The organism is Streptomyces sp. NPDC091282, assembly GCF_044757385.1.
In the GTDB taxonomy this organism is placed as follows: domain Bacteria; phylum Actinomycetota; class Actinomycetes; order Streptomycetales; family Streptomycetaceae; genus Streptomyces; species Streptomyces gramineus.
Genome location: NZ_JBIVUX010000008.1, coordinates 371,054 through 385,323, shown reverse-complemented (window position 1 = coordinate 385,323; position 14,270 = coordinate 371,054). Strand labels below are relative to the sequence as shown.

The window sequence follows — 14,270 nt, the reverse complement described above, 5'->3', positions numbered from 1 at the left end:
CCGCTGCGATTGTTGACAAAAACGTTGACACTTCTGGACCCGGTCCCTAGCGTCGACGCACCACGGACCGGCCGCACGCGCCGCGCCGGCCCCCTCACCGCTTCCCCTCCGGGCAACGCCTCCTGGACGAGAGGAAAACGACGATGTCCTCCTCCCCCGCCCTGTCCCCCCGCGGCGGCAGACTGGCCGTCCTGGTCGTCGGCCTGTGCTGGCTCGCCGTGCTCTTCGACGGCCTCGACATGTTCATCTACGGCTCGGTGCTGCCCCACCTGCTGGAGACCAGGACCTTCGGCCTCACCGCGGACCAGGCGGGCGACCTCGGCTCCTACGCCACCTTCGGCATGCTGGTCGGCGCCCTGGCCGCGGGTACGGTCGCCGACCGGATCGGCCGCAAGCGGCTGATGACCGGCTGCGTCACGCTGTTCTCGCTCGCCTCCGGCATCTGCGCGGTCTCGGGCGGGGTGGCGGTCTTCGGACTCGGCCGCACGCTGGCCGGCGTCGGTCTCGGCGGCCTGCTGCCCACCGCGATCAGCATGGTCTCGGACTACGCGAGGGGCGGCCGGGTGGCCCTCACCATCGGGCTGCTGATGACCGCGCATCACACCGGCGGCATCCTCTCCGCCTACGTCGCCAAGTGGCTGGTGGAACCGGTCGGCTGGCGCGCCGCCTTCTGGGTCTGCGTGCTCCCGCTGCTCTTCGTGCCCGTGCTGCTCAGGTTCCTGCCGGAGTCGCTGAGCTTCCTGGTCGCCAAGGGGCGCGACGCCGAGGCCCGGGCGCTGGCCGACCGCTACGAGGTCGAACTGCCCGCCGCCGCCGGCGGGAAGAGCGCCGCCGACCGCTGGGACGCGCTGCTCGGCCTGTTCCGCGGCGGCGAGTGGCTCCAGACCCTGCTGTACTGGCTCGCCTCCTTCGGCGGCCTGCTGCTGGTCTACGGCGTCGCCACCTGGCTGCCCACCCTGATGCGCGGTGAGGGCTACGAGCTGGGCAGCGCCCTGACCTTCGTCGTCGTCTTCAACCTCGGCGGCATCGTGGGCATGCTCGCCGCGGGCCGCGCCGCCGACCGGTTCGGCGCCCCGCGCGTCTCCGCCCTCTGGTTCGCGCTGACCGCCGCCGGCGTCCACCTGCTCGGCGTCCACCTGGCCACCGGCGTGACCATGGTGGTCGTCTTCCTCACCGGCGTCTTCCTCAACAGCGCCCAGACGATGGTCTACGCGACCGTCTCCCTGCGCTCCACCCCGGACAACCGGGCCACCGCCGTCGGCTGGACCTCCGGCATGGGCCGCTTCGGCGCGGTCTTCGGCCCCTGGCTCGGCGGGCAGCTGCTCGCCGCGGGCCACGGCGACTGGGGCTTCACCGCCTTCGCGCTGGCCGGCGTCTCCTCGGCGGTGTTCATCGGCGTCGCCGCGCTGCGCTCCGCCCGGCAGCCGCGGACCGGCGGCGACCGGGAGGCGGTGGCCGCCGCGCACTGACCCGTCTCCCGATCAGGGTCGGCGCCGCGCTCCGGTCCCGGGCGCGGCGCCGCGCTCACTCCTCGGGTTCCTCCGGTTCGGCCTCCAGCCCGGTGCACGCCAGCTTCCCCTCCACGTCCGCGCACGCCTCCACTCCCCGGGGCGTCGCGACCGCCAGCATCGGGCTGGTGTAGCCGATGGAGTCGGCGGCCGGATAGCTCGCCGAGAGCACGTCCTGCCCGGCCCGCACCGAGACCTCACGGGCGCGCGAGGCCCGCATCCGCACCTCCGACCAGGCGGTCCCGCAGGTGGGGGAGTAGCGCAGCCGGACGTCGTACGCGGTGCCGGTGACCCTGCTCTTGGTCTGCGCGTCGCGGGCGCACGCCGAGGTGTCCGGCAACTCGCCCTGGCAGGAACGCCCGTGGCAGCGCGGTGCCCCCGACACCGGCTGCGTGCCCTGGCCGGCGCGCCGGTCGGACACGCTGAACGCCGCCGCGGTGACCCCGGCCACGGCCAGCAGCGCGAGCGCGGTCAGCGGCAGCCGCCACCACCGCCTGGCCCGGGGTGCCTGCGGTGCGGGGGAGGCGGGAGCCGGTTCCCCGGTGGCCTCGCACAGCGCCAGGACAGCCGCCGGGTCGACGCCCGCGAGCCGGGCCAGGGCCTCGACGGCCGGACGCGGCGGCGGTTTGGTGCCGCTCAGATAGCGGTGCCAGGCGGACTTGCTGTACGGAGTGCGGGCCGCCAGTGCCGCCAGGCTCAGTCCCGTACGCTCCTTCAGTTCACGCAGGTTCGCCGTCGGCGACTCGTGGGGTGGGGTGGTGGTCGCTCCTTCGGAGTGCCGCATGGTGCGTGCCTCAACTTCATTACGCTATGGGCGTTTCGCCCCTGTTGTCGGAATGGGTTCCCCTGCGGACCGGGGTCGCAATCGCCGTCGTGGTGTGAAGACGGTGCGTCAGGGGGTGCATGCCGAAGGCCTGTTCGGGAACCGCGTTCCCGAACAGGCCTTCAGCGGTCAGGCAGTACGGCGGGCCGGAACCGTCAGCACCACGGGACGGCGTGGCCGACCCGGACGTAGTGGCCGGAGACGTAGCCCTTGCGGTGCGGGAGCCGGTACCAGGTGTGGTTGCCATGCACCGCGCCGCCGTACGACTTGCAGGCCACCGGGACGAGCCGGTTGCTGTGCCGGTGGCCGACCACGCGGTAGCGGGTGCTCGGGCCGGACCGGACGTTGAGCCGGACGTGACGCGTGGTCACCCGTCCCACGGTGCGGTAGGCGCGGTGGCCCTGCGCCGCGGGGGCGGACAGGACGGTGGAGGACTGGTTCTGGGCGATTCCCTGCGGTGCGGGGATCGTGGCGGCGCTCGCGGTGGCGACCCCGGCCGTGGGCAGGAACGCGAACACCGCGACCGTGGCCAGCAGGCCGTTCTTCAGGATCCGACGGGACATGGAAACCTCCGTGCTGTCGTGCTCGTGACCACGAACCGTGATCACGATGGGGAGGATTGCCGTGGCCGCCGCCGGTCATGTCGTCCCCGCGTTCCCCGGGACACGTGGGACATCCCCGGGGACGTCGGCCCGGCCCGTCGGGCTGCGGGCGCCGAGGTGCCCGACCGCGCGGCCCGGCTCCGTGACGGCCCGCGTGACGTGTCCCGGCGAACACGCCCACGGGATCCGCGGCGCCGTGTTCCCGGTGGTGCGGGACGGACACGGGACGGGAGACGGGGCCTACGTGGTGTCGAACCGCCGCTCCGGGCGGGCCTGCCGGCCCCTAGATCACCTCGCCGAAGGTGATGGTGCGCTCCGTCAGCAGCGGGAGCACCACGCCCACGATCACCTCGGCGAAGTGGGCCGAGGCCTTGTGCGCCTCGAACCCCTCCCGGTCGGTGTACCGCTCGTACAGCAGGAACCCGCCGGGCTCGCCCTCCACGGCGTGGACCTCGTACATCAGGTTCGCGGGCTCCGCGCGGGTGGCTTCCCGCGCCCTCACCAGCGCGGCGCGCACCGTCGCCTCGTCCTCGGGCGCGCAGCGGTAGTGGGCTACGACCGTGTAAGCCATGCGTACCTCCGAGGGCCGGGTCCGGTACCCCGATTCCAGCATGGATCACGCGTCCGCCCACCCCGTGCGGCAACTTACTTGAGTTACGCAACCAGATGGTAAACTGGCCGGTATGTCCACCGAACCCCTGCCGGCCGTCACCCCGGAGGTCGCCGAGATCGAGCGTGCGCTGACGCGCATCACCTATCTGAGCACCCGGGCCCGGCAGCACGAGCGGCTGATGGCGCTCGCCGGGGTCCCGCTGGACCGTGCCGCCGTGGCGCTGCTGCGCCAGATCGCCGACTCCGAGCCGCTGCGCCCCGGTGAGCTGGCCCAGCGGCTCGGAGTGGAGGCCTCCCACGTGACGCGCACGGTGCAGCAGCTCCAGCGGTCGGGCCATGTCACCCGGGTCCCCGACCCCGCCGACCGCCGTGCCCAGCGGATCGAGCTGACCGGCGCCGGACGCGAGGCCGTCGACCGGATCAGGGAGGCGGGGGCGCGCGGCATGCAGCTGGCCCTCGGCGGGTGGCAGCCCGCGGAGCTGCGCACGCTGGCCACGCTGTTCCACCGCATGGTCGACGACTTCCTGGCCCGCACGGGCGACGACGAGCAAGGCCAGGACCCCGGCGCAGCGGGACCCGCCGACCGCACCCCGTGAAGCGACCGCGGTCACCCCGGACCCGGTGCGCAGCCGGTCCGTACCACCCGGTAATGTGCGGCGCCAGGTCTTCCCGAGGAGGCGGCGTGGCCCGGTCCCGACGTTCACCCCTGCTCCTGGCGGGGCTGCTGGCCACCGCCGGAATGGCGCACTTCGCGGCGCCGAAGTCGTTCGACGCCATGGTCCCCGGCGCGCTCCCCGGCTCGCGCCGGGCCTGGACGTACGGCAGCGGAGCGGTCGAGCTGGCACTGGCGGCCGGGATCGCACTGCCGCTCACCCGCCGGCCGGCGGCCCGCGCGGCCGCCGCGTTCTTCGTCGGCGTGTTCCCCGCCAACGTGCAGATGGCCGTCGACTGGCGGCGGCGGCCCGAGCCGCTGAGGACCGCGGCACTGGCCCGCCTGCCGCTCCAGATCCCCCTGGTGCTCTGGGCCCGCGGCGTCGCACACCAGGTCACACGCACCGAGGAGGGCTGATAGATGGCGGGAATCATCGAGGTCGGAAGCACGGTCGAGGACTTCGCGCTGGCGGACGAGACCGGCACGACCCGGACCCTGACGGAACTGCTCGCCGACGGGCCGGTGGTCCTCTTCTTCTACCCGGCCGCGCTCTCGCCCGGCTGCACCACCGAGGCCTGCCACTTCCGCGACCTCGCGGCCGAGTTCGCGGCCGCCGGCGCCCGGCCGGTCGGGATCAGCGGGGACAGCGTCGAACGGCAGCAGGAGTTCGCCGGCAAGCACACGCTCGGCATGCCGCTGCTCTCCGACCCCGACGGCACGGTCCGCGAGCGGTTCGGCGTCAGACGCGGGATCGCGCTGGCCCCCACCAAGCGGGCCACCTTCGTGATCGGCCGGGACCGCACCGTCCTGGAGGTGGTCCGCAGCGAGCTGCGGATGAACACGCACGCCGACCGGGCGCTCGCCGCCCTGCGCGCCCGGCAGGGCTGAGACGGGCCGCCCCCGCGCTTGATGCGCTGGGGCACAGGTCCCATCCTGGGGCGTATGGAGCGTGTCGCGGCCGTGGCGGTCATCGACGCCCTGGGCAGGGTGACGGGGTGGAGCGAAGGCGCCCGGACCCTCACCGGACGCCCGGCGGCGCAGGTCGTCGGCCGCCCCGCCGCCGACCTGCTCGCCGAAGCGGTGCCCGCGACCGTGCTCGCCGCCCGCGCCGGGACCGTCGCGCTGCGCCACGCCGACGGACGCCGCACGGAGATCGCCCTGACCGCGTCCCCCGTCCTCGGCGCCGACGGGGAGACCACCGGCCACGTCCTCACCGCCGGCCCGCTCCCGCCGCCCGGCACCGGCCTCGCGGAACAGGCCTTCCAGCAGGCCTCCATGTCCATGTCGGTCTTCGACGTCCGGCAGCGCTACCTGCGCGTCAACGACGCGGTCTGCCGGGCCGCCGGCCTCCCGGAGGAGTCCCTGCGAGGCCGCTTCTTCCTGGACACCGTCGAAGACCTGCCGCACACCCGGGGATTTCTGAACCACCTGCGCCAGGTCGTCGAGACCGGGCGCCCCACCCGCTACGAGAGCTTCACCGGCGCCCCGGCCCTGAGCCGCGAGCACGCCTGGAGCATCGAGATGTGGCCCCTGCGCGACCCCGGGGGCGAACTGACCGCCGTCGCCCTCGCCGCCTTCGACAGCACCGAGCAGTACCTGGCCCGGCTGCGGCTCGCCCTGCTCAACGAGGCGGCCACCTCCATCGGCACCACCCTGGACGTGGTGCGCACCGCCGAGGAGGTCGTCGAACTGATCGTCCCGCGCTACGCCGACTTCGCCAGCGTCGACCTGCTCGACTGGGTGCTCTCCGCCGAGGAACTGCCCGGCCTCCCGCAGGGGGACATCGTGCTGCGCCGCGTCGCCCACGGCTCGGCGAACGAGGGCACTCCCGAGGCCGCCGTACCGATCGGGGAGACCGAGGTGCACCTGGAGTGGTCACCCCCGGCCCGGGCGCTGCGGGAGGGCCGCGCCGTGGTCAGCCAGGCCGGCGAACGGGAGTTCCGGCGCTGGGTCCAGGAGCGCAACGCCCGCGCGCCCGAGGGCCGCAGATACCGGCAGGGCGTCCACTCCATGATCGCCGTACCGCTGCGGGCCCGTGGCGTCCTGCTCGGCGTCGCCGTGGGCGTGCGCATGCGCCACCCAGACGACTACGCCAGCGACGACACCGTGTTCGCCGAGGAACTCGGCAGCCGCGCTGCCGTCTGCATCGACAACGCCCGCCGTTTCGCCCGCGAGCGCTCCACCGCCCTCGCCCTCCAGCACAGCCTGCTGCCCAGCGGCCTGCCCGGCCAGGCCGCCGTCGAGGTGGCGCACCGCTACCTGCCCTGCGGGTCGGTGGCCGGCATCGGCGGCGACTGGTTCGACGTGATCCCGCTCTCCGGCAGCCGGGTCGCCCTGGTGGTCGGCGACGTCGTCGGCCACGGCATCCGCTCCTCCGCCACCATGGGCCGGCTGCGCACCGCCGTGCGCACCCTCGCGGACGTCGACCTGCCCCCCGACGAACTCCTCACCCACCTCGACGACCTGGTCACCCACCTGGCCGCCGACGGCACCGGAGAGGAGGTCGCCGAACTCGGCGCCACCTGCCTGTACGCCGTCTACGACCCCGTCTCGCGCCGTCTCGCCCTCGCCGCCGCGGGCCATCCGGCGCCCGCCGTGGTGCTGCCTGGCGGCGAGGCCGCGCTGATCCCGATGACCGCGGGACCGCCGCTCGGCGTCGGCGGACTGCCCTTCGAGGCCACCGAACTGGACCTGCCCGAGGGCGCGGTCGTCGCCCTCTACACGGACGGCCTGATCGAGGACCGGGACCGGGACGTGGACCGCGCCACCGAGGAGATGTGCCGGGCGCTGAGCGCGCCCGCCGACTCGCTGGAGGACCTCGGCGACAACGTGCTCAAGGCCGTCCTGCCGGAACAGCCCTCCGACGACGTCGCCCTGCTGCTGGCCCGCACCCGTGCCCTGGGCGGCGACCGGGTCGCCACCTGGGACGTCCCGCCCGATCCCGCCGAGGTCGCGTACTTCCGGCAGGCGGCCACCGAACGCCTCGCCGACTGGGGCCTGGACGAAGCCGCCTTCGTGACCGAACTGGTCGTCAGCGAACTGGTCACCAACGCCATCCGCTACGGCGAACCGCCCATCCAGCTACGGCTGATCCGCGACCGCGCGCTCATCTGCGAGGTGTCCGACGGCAGTTCGACCTCCCCGCACCTGCGGCGGGCGCACGCCTTCGACGAGGGCGGCCGCGGCCTGCTCCTGGTCGCGCAGCTCACCCAGCGCTGGGGCAGCCGCCAGACCTGCAGCGGCAAGACCATCTGGGCCGAACAGCCCCTGCCGCAGGGCCCGTTGCCGGTCAGCGACCCCTGACCCCGCGAGCCGCCCTGGCGCCGCTCCGTTCGGCCCGCGGCCTGCCGGCCCGGTCCGCCGGGCCGGCGGTGGCCTCCCGCGGCGGCAGCGGCGCGGCCGGGCCTTCGAAGCGGCTCGGGAACGGGTACTTGCGGTCCAGGAAGGCGTGGATGGCCGCCCGCGCGGCCGGTCTGGCCTCCGCGGGCGTGTCCACGTCGTTGAGGCAGAAGAAGTCGACGTCCTCGCCGGCCGCGAGCCGGGCCAGGCGCCGGCCCATGTCCGGTGTGCCGAGCTGGACGTAGCGGAAGCGGTAGTCGGCCGGGACGGCCCGGCCGGTCGCCATCGCCCAGTGGTGGTGGAGCGTGGAGGCGGGCGCGACGTCGGACAGGGACCGGAACCGCGAGTAGGCGGTCCGTTCCAGCTCCTCGATTCCGAGACTCTCCATCTCCCGCATGACCGGCAGCAGTTGGGGATGCGGGGTGTGCAGCGACTTGTGCGTGATCTGCCGGCCGTGGTAGCGCCTGATCACCTCGCGGGCGTTCTTGCCCGCGGAGTTCGGCGCCGGTTCCAGCGGGTGCGGGGCGCCGACGCCGAGCTTGAGCGGGGAGAGCGGGATCCGGGCGATGCCGTTGCCGTGGAAGAAGTGCCCCGGCCCCACCGGGCGGTTGATGAAGACGTCGTCGTTGAAGTACAGGTAGTGCTCCGACAGGCCCGGGATGTGGTGCAGGGCGCTCTCTATGGCGTGGGAGTTGAAGACGGGGAGCGCGTCGGCCGGGAGGATGTCCGTGTGGTCCACCACGGTCAGGCCCGCCGCGTCCGGGTCCAGCCAGGCCGGGACCTGGGAGTCGGTCACCAGGTAGACGTGCCGGACGAAACCGGCGTACATCTCCAGCGAGCGCAGCGCGTACCTCAGTTCGTCGTGGCTGGTGTAGCGGGAGGCGCCGGTCTCGCGCGCGGCGATGACGCCGTCGGAGCGTTCCCGGTGGGCCCGGCGCCTGGCGGCCATCGCCGGGTCGTCGCCGTCGACCCAGGTGTACACGGCGTCGACGGGGAACAGCACCTCGTCGATGCCCGGCTCGGCGAACGGCGCGAAGGTCGGGACGCTCCGGCGGCGGGCCGTCGCCGGCCGTCGCGCGGCCGCCGGCAGCACTTCCGTGACGGGATTGCGGCGCGGGGCGACGAGCGCCGTGCCGAAGACGTCCGGCAGCCGGGCGCCGGGCACCGTCAGCCACGCGGGATCGGCGCCCGCGGCCGTGGCGGAGGCGATGCCGAGGTCCCGGCCGTGGCGCCAGAACTCGATGTCGCACCCGGCTTCGAGCCCGCTGAGCACCTGCCCGTCGGGACCGAGGCGCACCACACCGGTGCGGAGCACCGCGGCCCGCCGCAGGGCCCGCGGCAGCCGGCCGTCGGCCCAGAGCACCGCGGTCGTCACCGAGCCGTCAGGCCCGACGGCGCCGACGTAGCAGCAGGTGCCCGCGAAGCGCTGGGTCGCCCGCGCGAGGATCTCGCCGCGGTGCGCCTCCTCGACGCCCACGACCTGCCGCGGCGCACCGCGCCCGTGGTCGCAGGGCACCAGGAAGTACGGGACGCGCAGCCCCTCCAGGAGCGTGCAGACGCCTTCGAGATCGGCCTCGACGCCGTCCGACGCGGTGTACGCGGCGACCGTACGGCCGTACAGCCGCGACGGCCCGAGGGCGATGTGCCGCGCTCCGGGGACGGCGCTCCGCAGGCGCCGGCGGGCCCGGGACGCGCGCAGGGCCCAGAGCCCGGCCGACACCCAGGTCCACAGGCGGTTCAGAAGGCTCCCGGCGGCGCGCAGGCCCGCCGGTGCCGTAAGACGGTGACGGATGTCCATGCCCCCCGGCCCCCGTCAGTCCTGCTTCTCGAAGGGACTGGGGAAGGGGAAGTAGTCCTCCAGGAACTCACCCATCCGGATCCCGACCCGTTCCCGTTCCTCGGGCGGTACGTCGACGTCGTTGAGGCAGAAGAAGTCGAAGCGCCGGGTGCGGCGCAGGTCGGCCAGGCGGGCCTCGGCGTCCGGGCGGCTGATGTTGACGTACCGGAAGCCGAACCGGCCCGGCACCCCCTGGCCGGTCATCAGCGCGTACTGGTAGAGCAGCGGGGCCGTCACGGCGATGTCCTGCGGCGAACGGAAGCGGGAGGCCGTGGTGCGGGCGATGTCCTCGGGGAAGAGCTCCTCCAGCGCCCGCAGGGTACGCCGCTGCTGCGGCAGCGGGGTGTGCATGAAGTTGTGCGTGGTCATCCGCCCGAACTTCTCCAGGAGCAGGCCCCGGACGTTCTTGCTCGCGGAGTTGGTGGCCGTCTCCTCGGCGTGCGGCTTGCCGACGCCGATCTTGAGCGGGGAGACCGGGACCTTCATCAGGCCGCTGCCGTGGAAGAAGTGCTCGGCGGTGACGCGGCGGCCGACGAACACGTCGTCGTTGAAGTAGAGGTAGTGGTCCGACAGGCCCGGGATGTGGTGCAGGCGGGTCTCGATCGCGTGCGAGTTGAACACCGGCAGGACGTCGGCGGGGAAGATGTCGCGGTGGTCGACGACCGTGATCCCCGGTGCGGAGTCGTCGAGCCAGTGCGGCTTCTGGCCGTCGGTCACCACGTAGACGTGGCGGACGAAGTCGGCGTACATGGCGAGCGAGCGCAGCGAGTACTTCAGCTCGTCGTGGCTGGTGTAGCGGGAGGCGTTGGTCTCCTTGTCCAGGATCTCGGCGGTGCCGCGCTGCTGGTAGCGGGCGCGCTTGGCCCGCATCGCGGGCTCCTCGCCGTCCACCCAGGTGTATACGACGTCGACCGGGAAGGTCACGTCGTGCACGGTCGGCCGGGTGAGCGCGGCGAAGCTCGGCAGGTCCCGTCCGCCGACCCGCACCAGGGCCGGCTTCTGCTCGGAGACCGGCAGGACGTCGGTGATGCCGTTGTTCCGCGGCGCGACGAGGGACTCCGCGAAGATGTCCTCGGACGCCTGCGGCTGGACGGCGGCCAGGCGCCGGGCGCCGCTGTCGGAGGCGAGGAGTGCCGCCCCGTCCTCCCAGAACTCCACGTCGCAGGCGAGTTCCGGACCGGCGAGCAACTGGCCGGCGGGGCCGAGGTGGTTCTCGCCGATGCGCAGGACCGGGGCCCTGCGCAGCCCGGCCGGCAGCACGCCGTCCATGAACAGGGCCGGATGCTTGAGCTTTCCGCCGGGCAGCGGCCTGCCGATGAACACCGCCTTGCCCGCGTTGCGCGCCTCCAGGGCGGTGAGGAGACGCTCCCGGTCGAGGGCGTTCACCCCGACGGTGTGGCGGGTGCGCGAGGCCGGCACCAGGAAGTAGGGGATGCCCTCCTGCTCCAGCGCGCCGAGGACCAGGCCCAGGTTGGCGGCGGCCGCTCCGGCGGCGGTGAACCCGGTCACCACCCGTCCGTAGAGCTGCTGGCCGCGTACCGCGACCGGGCGGAGCACCGGGTCGGTGTCCGCCGCCCTGCGGCGGCGGCGCAGGGTACGCAGCTCCCACACCTTCTCGGCGGCCTTCCGCTCGACTCGCGGTCGGACCCGCCGGGCAAAGGAACGCACGGTCACGTTCTGAGCTCCTCTACGTCAACCTCAAAAGAACCTCGCGTTAACCAGACGGACACCCTGGGTGGATGGTTGTAGAAATTTTCGCGGAGAATTGAGAGAAAATTGATCTTGCTCTCAACCGGCTCATGCACATGTGTGCTAGGGGTGGCCGTTTCCGTCGGGGAGACAGCAGTGGCGGCTCACCCGGGACGGACGCGCCCTAGAACTCCTCGTGGTGGTCCGGGTCGCCGCCCAGGCGCTCGTGGGGGCGGCCGGAGACCGCCGCCATCTGGGCATCGCTCAGGTGGAAACCGAAGACGTCCAGGTTCTCGCGTTGGCGGCGGGCGTCGGCCGACTTCGGGACGGCCGCGGCGCCGAGCTGGACGTGCCAGCGCAGGATCACCTGCGCGGGCGTCACCCCCAGCGTCTCCGCGACACCGGCGACGGCCGGGTCCCGCTGGAGCCGGCCGTCGCGGCCCAGTGGGCTCCAGCTCTCGGTGACGATGCCCTTCCCGGCGTGGAAGGTGCGCAACTCCTCCTGCGGGAACAGCGGATGCAGCTCCACCTGGTTCACCGACGGCAGCACCCCGGTCTCCTTCTCCAGCCGGGTGAGGTGCTCCTCGGTGAAGTTGGAGACGCCGATCGAGCGCACGAGCCCCTCCTCGCGCAGCTTGATCATCGCCCTCCAGGAGTCGACGTACCGGTCGACCCGCGGGTTGGGCCAATGGATCAGGTACAGGTCCACGTACTCCACGCCGAGCCGCCGCCGGGACTCCTCGAAGGAGGCCAGCGTCTCCTCGTACCCGTGGTGGCGGCCCGGCAGCTTCGTCGTCACCACCACCTCCTCGCGGGGGACGCCGCCGCGCGCGACGCCCCGGCCGACCCCGGACTCGTTGCCGTAGTTCACGGCCGTGTCCAGGAGCCGGTAGCCCGCCTGGAGCGCATGGCCGACGGCCTCCTCGGCCTGCGCGTCGTCCATGGGCCAGGTGCCCAGGCCCACGGCGGGCAGCGCCGTGCCGTCGTTGAGCGTGTACGCCGGAATGCTGATCACGATGGGGCCTTCCCTCGGCTGTGTCGTACCCCCAGCCTCGCCGACCGGGCGGGCGATGATCAACCCGGTCCCGGTGCTCCCTTCCGCGGTGCGCGCCGGGCTGACACGATCTTCCCTGGACGGGTACCGACGACCACTCGGAGTACGCATGACGACGGACCGGGGCACGGCTGGACGGACGCGGGGGGCCGGCGGAGCCGAGGTGAGACCGGTCGCCGGGCACATCGGGGCCGAGATCACCGGCGTCGACCTCGGCGGCGGCCTCGACGACGCCGACGTCGCGCTGATCCGGGAGGCCGTGCTGCGCTGGAAGGTCGTCTTCTTCCGTGAGCAGCGGCTGGACCACGCGGGTCACGTCGCCTTCGCCCGCCTCTTCGGCGAACCGGTCGTGCTCGGACGCCGGGGCAGCGCCTCACCCGCCGGGTTCCCCGAGGTGGAGACCACCGCCGACCGGCTGGAACTGGGCGGACGGTTCGGGATGGAGCACGAGGAGTGGCTCCAGCGGCGCCGGCACACGCTGCTGCGCGGCTGGCACTGCGACCACGGCGCCCGCGTCGACCCGCCGGCCGCGACCATCCTGCGCGCCGAGACCGTCCCGCCGTACGGCGGCGACACCACCTGGGCCAATCTCGCCGCCGCCTACGCCGGGCTCTCCGCGCCCGTGCGCGCCTTCGTCGACGGACTGCGCGCCGAGCACCGCCTGGGCGTCGGCTACCAGCCGCGGCCAGGCGACGACTCCTACCTCCGCCATCTCCTGGACCACCAGGTCGCCTCGGTGCACCCGCTGGTGCGCGTCCACCCGGAGACCGGCGAGCGGGTGCTGTACGTCAACGGCTACTACGTCGAGCAGATCGCCGGCGTGTCCCGCCCGGAGAGCGCCGCCCTCCTGGAGATGCTGCTCGAACAGGCGGTGCGTCCCGAGTACACGGTCCGCTTCCGCTGGGAGCCCGGCAGCGTCGCCTTCTGGGACAACCGGGCCACCATCCACCTCGCGCCGAGCGACAACACCCACCTCGGCTTCCCCCGGGTCATGCACCGGGTGATGCTGCACGGCGAGGTGCCGGTCGGCGTGGACGGCGAGCCGTCGCAGCCGGTCACCGGCACCCGGGCGGGTCACTGGTGACTCAGCCGGCGGCCCCCGGCCGCCAGCCGAGCGCCGGGCCCAGGCGGGTGGCCATGTCCGTCAGGATCTGCACGTAGTCCTCGTGCTCGAACGTGAACGGCAGCGCGAAGGCCACCTCGTCGACCTCCCGGAACCCGGCGTGCGCGTGCAGCCGCTCGACCAGCTCCGCCGAGGTGCCCACCAGGTCCGGCGCGAACAGCAGCCGCGCCGGGCCCTGCGGGCTCGTGGTGCGGGGCAGCCGCTGGGCCGCGTACGCCTCGTACCTCGCGCGCTGCTCGGGCGTCGCGGAGTCGGTGGGGATGACCACCAGCCCCTGGGAGACGCGGGCCGCCTCGCCGTCGGGGTGGTGGGCGCGGAACTCCCGGATGTGCGCGCGCTGGATCTCCCCGAAGTCGTAGGAGTCCTGCGGTTCCGCGGCCCGTACGACACTGCTGGTCAGGAAGTTCATGCCGTGCTCGCCCGCCCAGCGCGCCGAGCCGAGGCTGCCGCCGCCGTACCAGAGCCGCCGGCCGAGGCCCGGGGAGTGCGGCTGGACGACGTCCGCGAACACCTCGAAGCCCTCGACGCCGCTGAAGTCGGTGGCGGGCTTGCCGCGCACCAGGTCGAGGAGCCGCCGCACGCGCTCGTAGCTGAAGTCCTCGGCGTCCGCCGTGTCCGGGTAGAGGGCTTCCCTGACCTGCTCGTAGTGCATGGGCGGGCCCACGCTCACGCCCGGGTTGAGGCGGCCGCCGGACAGGACGTCGACGGTCGCCAGGTCCTCGGCGAGCCGCAGCGGGTTCTCCCAGCCGAGCGGGATCACGGCGGTGCCCAGTTCGATGCGGCTGGTGCGCTGCGAGGCGGCCGCGAGGACGGCCACCGGCGAGGAGATGCCGTACTGGAGGTGCCGGTGACGCACCCAGGCGCTGTCGAAGCCGAGCCGCTCGCCCAGCTCGATGATCTCCAGCGTGGACTCGTGCCCCCGGCCCGGGTCCGCCCCGTCGAACAGGCCTATGGTCAGGAAGCCGAGTCTGCGCAGCGGGCGCGGGGTCGACGGCACGGGTCCTCCAGCGGTCGTACGTCAGTTCTGCCCT

Annotated in this window: 13 protein-coding genes; 6 read left to right on the top strand and 7 right to left on the bottom strand. The window is 73.5% G+C overall.

Going from position 1 to position 14,270, the window contains the following annotated elements:
* Positions 1 to 143 precede the first annotated feature (143 nt).
* Positions 144 to 1,469: an MFS transporter gene (locus ACIQOE_RS33395; RefSeq protein WP_365556716.1), complete on the top strand. Its 1,326-nt coding sequence runs from the start codon at positions 144 to 146 to the stop codon at positions 1,467 to 1,469.
* A gap of 55 nt (positions 1,470 to 1,524) precedes the next feature.
* On the opposite strand, the gene ACIQOE_RS33390 is transcribed toward ACIQOE_RS33395, so the two are convergent.
* The 3 genes from ACIQOE_RS33390 to ACIQOE_RS33380 form a co-directional block, all read right to left on the bottom strand.
* Entirely contained in the window at positions 1,525 to 2,292 is a 768-nt protein-coding gene (locus ACIQOE_RS33390) for a DUF2690 domain-containing protein (RefSeq protein WP_351323148.1), read from the bottom strand.
* 194 nt (positions 2,293 to 2,486) lie between these two features.
* Positions 2,487 to 2,894, bottom strand: a complete 408-nt coding sequence (locus tag ACIQOE_RS33385) for an SH3 domain-containing protein (protein ID WP_351323149.1) — start codon at positions 2,892 to 2,894, stop codon at positions 2,487 to 2,489.
* A 322-nt stretch (positions 2,895 to 3,216) separates the two neighbouring features.
* Positions 3,217 to 3,504: a putative quinol monooxygenase gene (locus ACIQOE_RS33380; RefSeq protein WP_362648492.1), complete on the bottom strand. Its 288-nt coding sequence runs from the start codon at positions 3,502 to 3,504 to the stop codon at positions 3,217 to 3,219.
* A 112-nt stretch (positions 3,505 to 3,616) separates the two neighbouring features.
* Here ACIQOE_RS33380 and ACIQOE_RS33375 point away from each other — a divergent pair, with 112 nt between their 5' ends.
* The 4 genes from ACIQOE_RS33375 to ACIQOE_RS33360 all read left to right on the top strand — a co-directional run bounded on the left by ACIQOE_RS33375 (position 3,617) and on the right by ACIQOE_RS33360 (position 7,500).
* On the top strand, positions 3,617 to 4,141 hold the full coding sequence (locus ACIQOE_RS33375; RefSeq protein ID WP_351323151.1) for a MarR family transcriptional regulator: 525 nt from the start codon (positions 3,617 to 3,619) through the stop codon (positions 4,139 to 4,141).
* 86 nt (positions 4,142 to 4,227) lie between these two features.
* On the top strand, positions 4,228 to 4,614 hold the full coding sequence (locus ACIQOE_RS33370; RefSeq protein ID WP_401415447.1) for a hypothetical protein: 387 nt from the start codon (positions 4,228 to 4,230) through the stop codon (positions 4,612 to 4,614).
* Between the two features lie 3 nt (positions 4,615 to 4,617).
* Positions 4,618 to 5,085 carry a peroxiredoxin gene (locus ACIQOE_RS33365; RefSeq protein ID WP_399010667.1) on the top strand — a complete coding sequence of 156 codons (468 nt, stop codon included), beginning with the start codon at positions 4,618 to 4,620 and terminating at the stop codon, positions 5,083 to 5,085.
* Positions 5,086 to 5,139: 54 nt separating this feature from the next.
* A complete protein-coding gene (locus tag ACIQOE_RS33360) occupies positions 5,140 to 7,500 on the top strand; it encodes a SpoIIE family protein phosphatase (RefSeq protein ID WP_401415445.1) in 2,361 nt (786 codons plus the stop codon).
* Here the strand turns inward: ACIQOE_RS33360 and ACIQOE_RS33355 are convergent.
* The 3 genes from ACIQOE_RS33355 to ACIQOE_RS33345 form a co-directional block, all read right to left on the bottom strand.
* The gene (locus ACIQOE_RS33355; protein ID WP_401415443.1) at positions 7,487 to 9,334 is read right to left on the bottom strand and encodes a stealth conserved region 3 domain-containing protein; all 1,848 of its coding nucleotides are present in this window, start codon (positions 9,332 to 9,334) and stop codon (positions 7,487 to 7,489) included. The genes ACIQOE_RS33360 and ACIQOE_RS33355 overlap by 14 nt on opposite strands.
* Before the next feature lie 15 nt (positions 9,335 to 9,349).
* The gene (locus ACIQOE_RS33350; protein WP_401415441.1) at positions 9,350 to 11,047 is read right to left on the bottom strand and encodes a stealth family protein; all 1,698 of its coding nucleotides are present in this window, start codon (positions 11,045 to 11,047) and stop codon (positions 9,350 to 9,352) included.
* A gap of 199 nt (positions 11,048 to 11,246) precedes the next feature.
* Entirely contained in the window at positions 11,247 to 12,077 is an 831-nt protein-coding gene (locus tag ACIQOE_RS33345; protein ID WP_401415439.1) for an aldo/keto reductase, read from the bottom strand.
* A gap of 148 nt (positions 12,078 to 12,225) precedes the next feature.
* Here ACIQOE_RS33345 and ACIQOE_RS33340 point away from each other — a divergent pair, with 148 nt between their 5' ends.
* Positions 12,226 to 13,200: a TauD/TfdA family dioxygenase gene (locus ACIQOE_RS33340; protein ID WP_363013422.1), complete on the top strand. Its 975-nt coding sequence runs from the start codon at positions 12,226 to 12,228 to the stop codon at positions 13,198 to 13,200.
* A 1-nt stretch (position 13,201) separates the two neighbouring features.
* Here ACIQOE_RS33340 and ACIQOE_RS33335 read toward each other — a convergent pair whose 3' ends face one another.
* A complete protein-coding gene (locus ACIQOE_RS33335; RefSeq protein ID WP_401415437.1) occupies positions 13,202 to 14,236 on the bottom strand; it encodes an LLM class flavin-dependent oxidoreductase in 1,035 nt (344 codons plus the stop codon).
* Between the last annotated feature and the right edge of the window lie 34 nt (positions 14,237 to 14,270).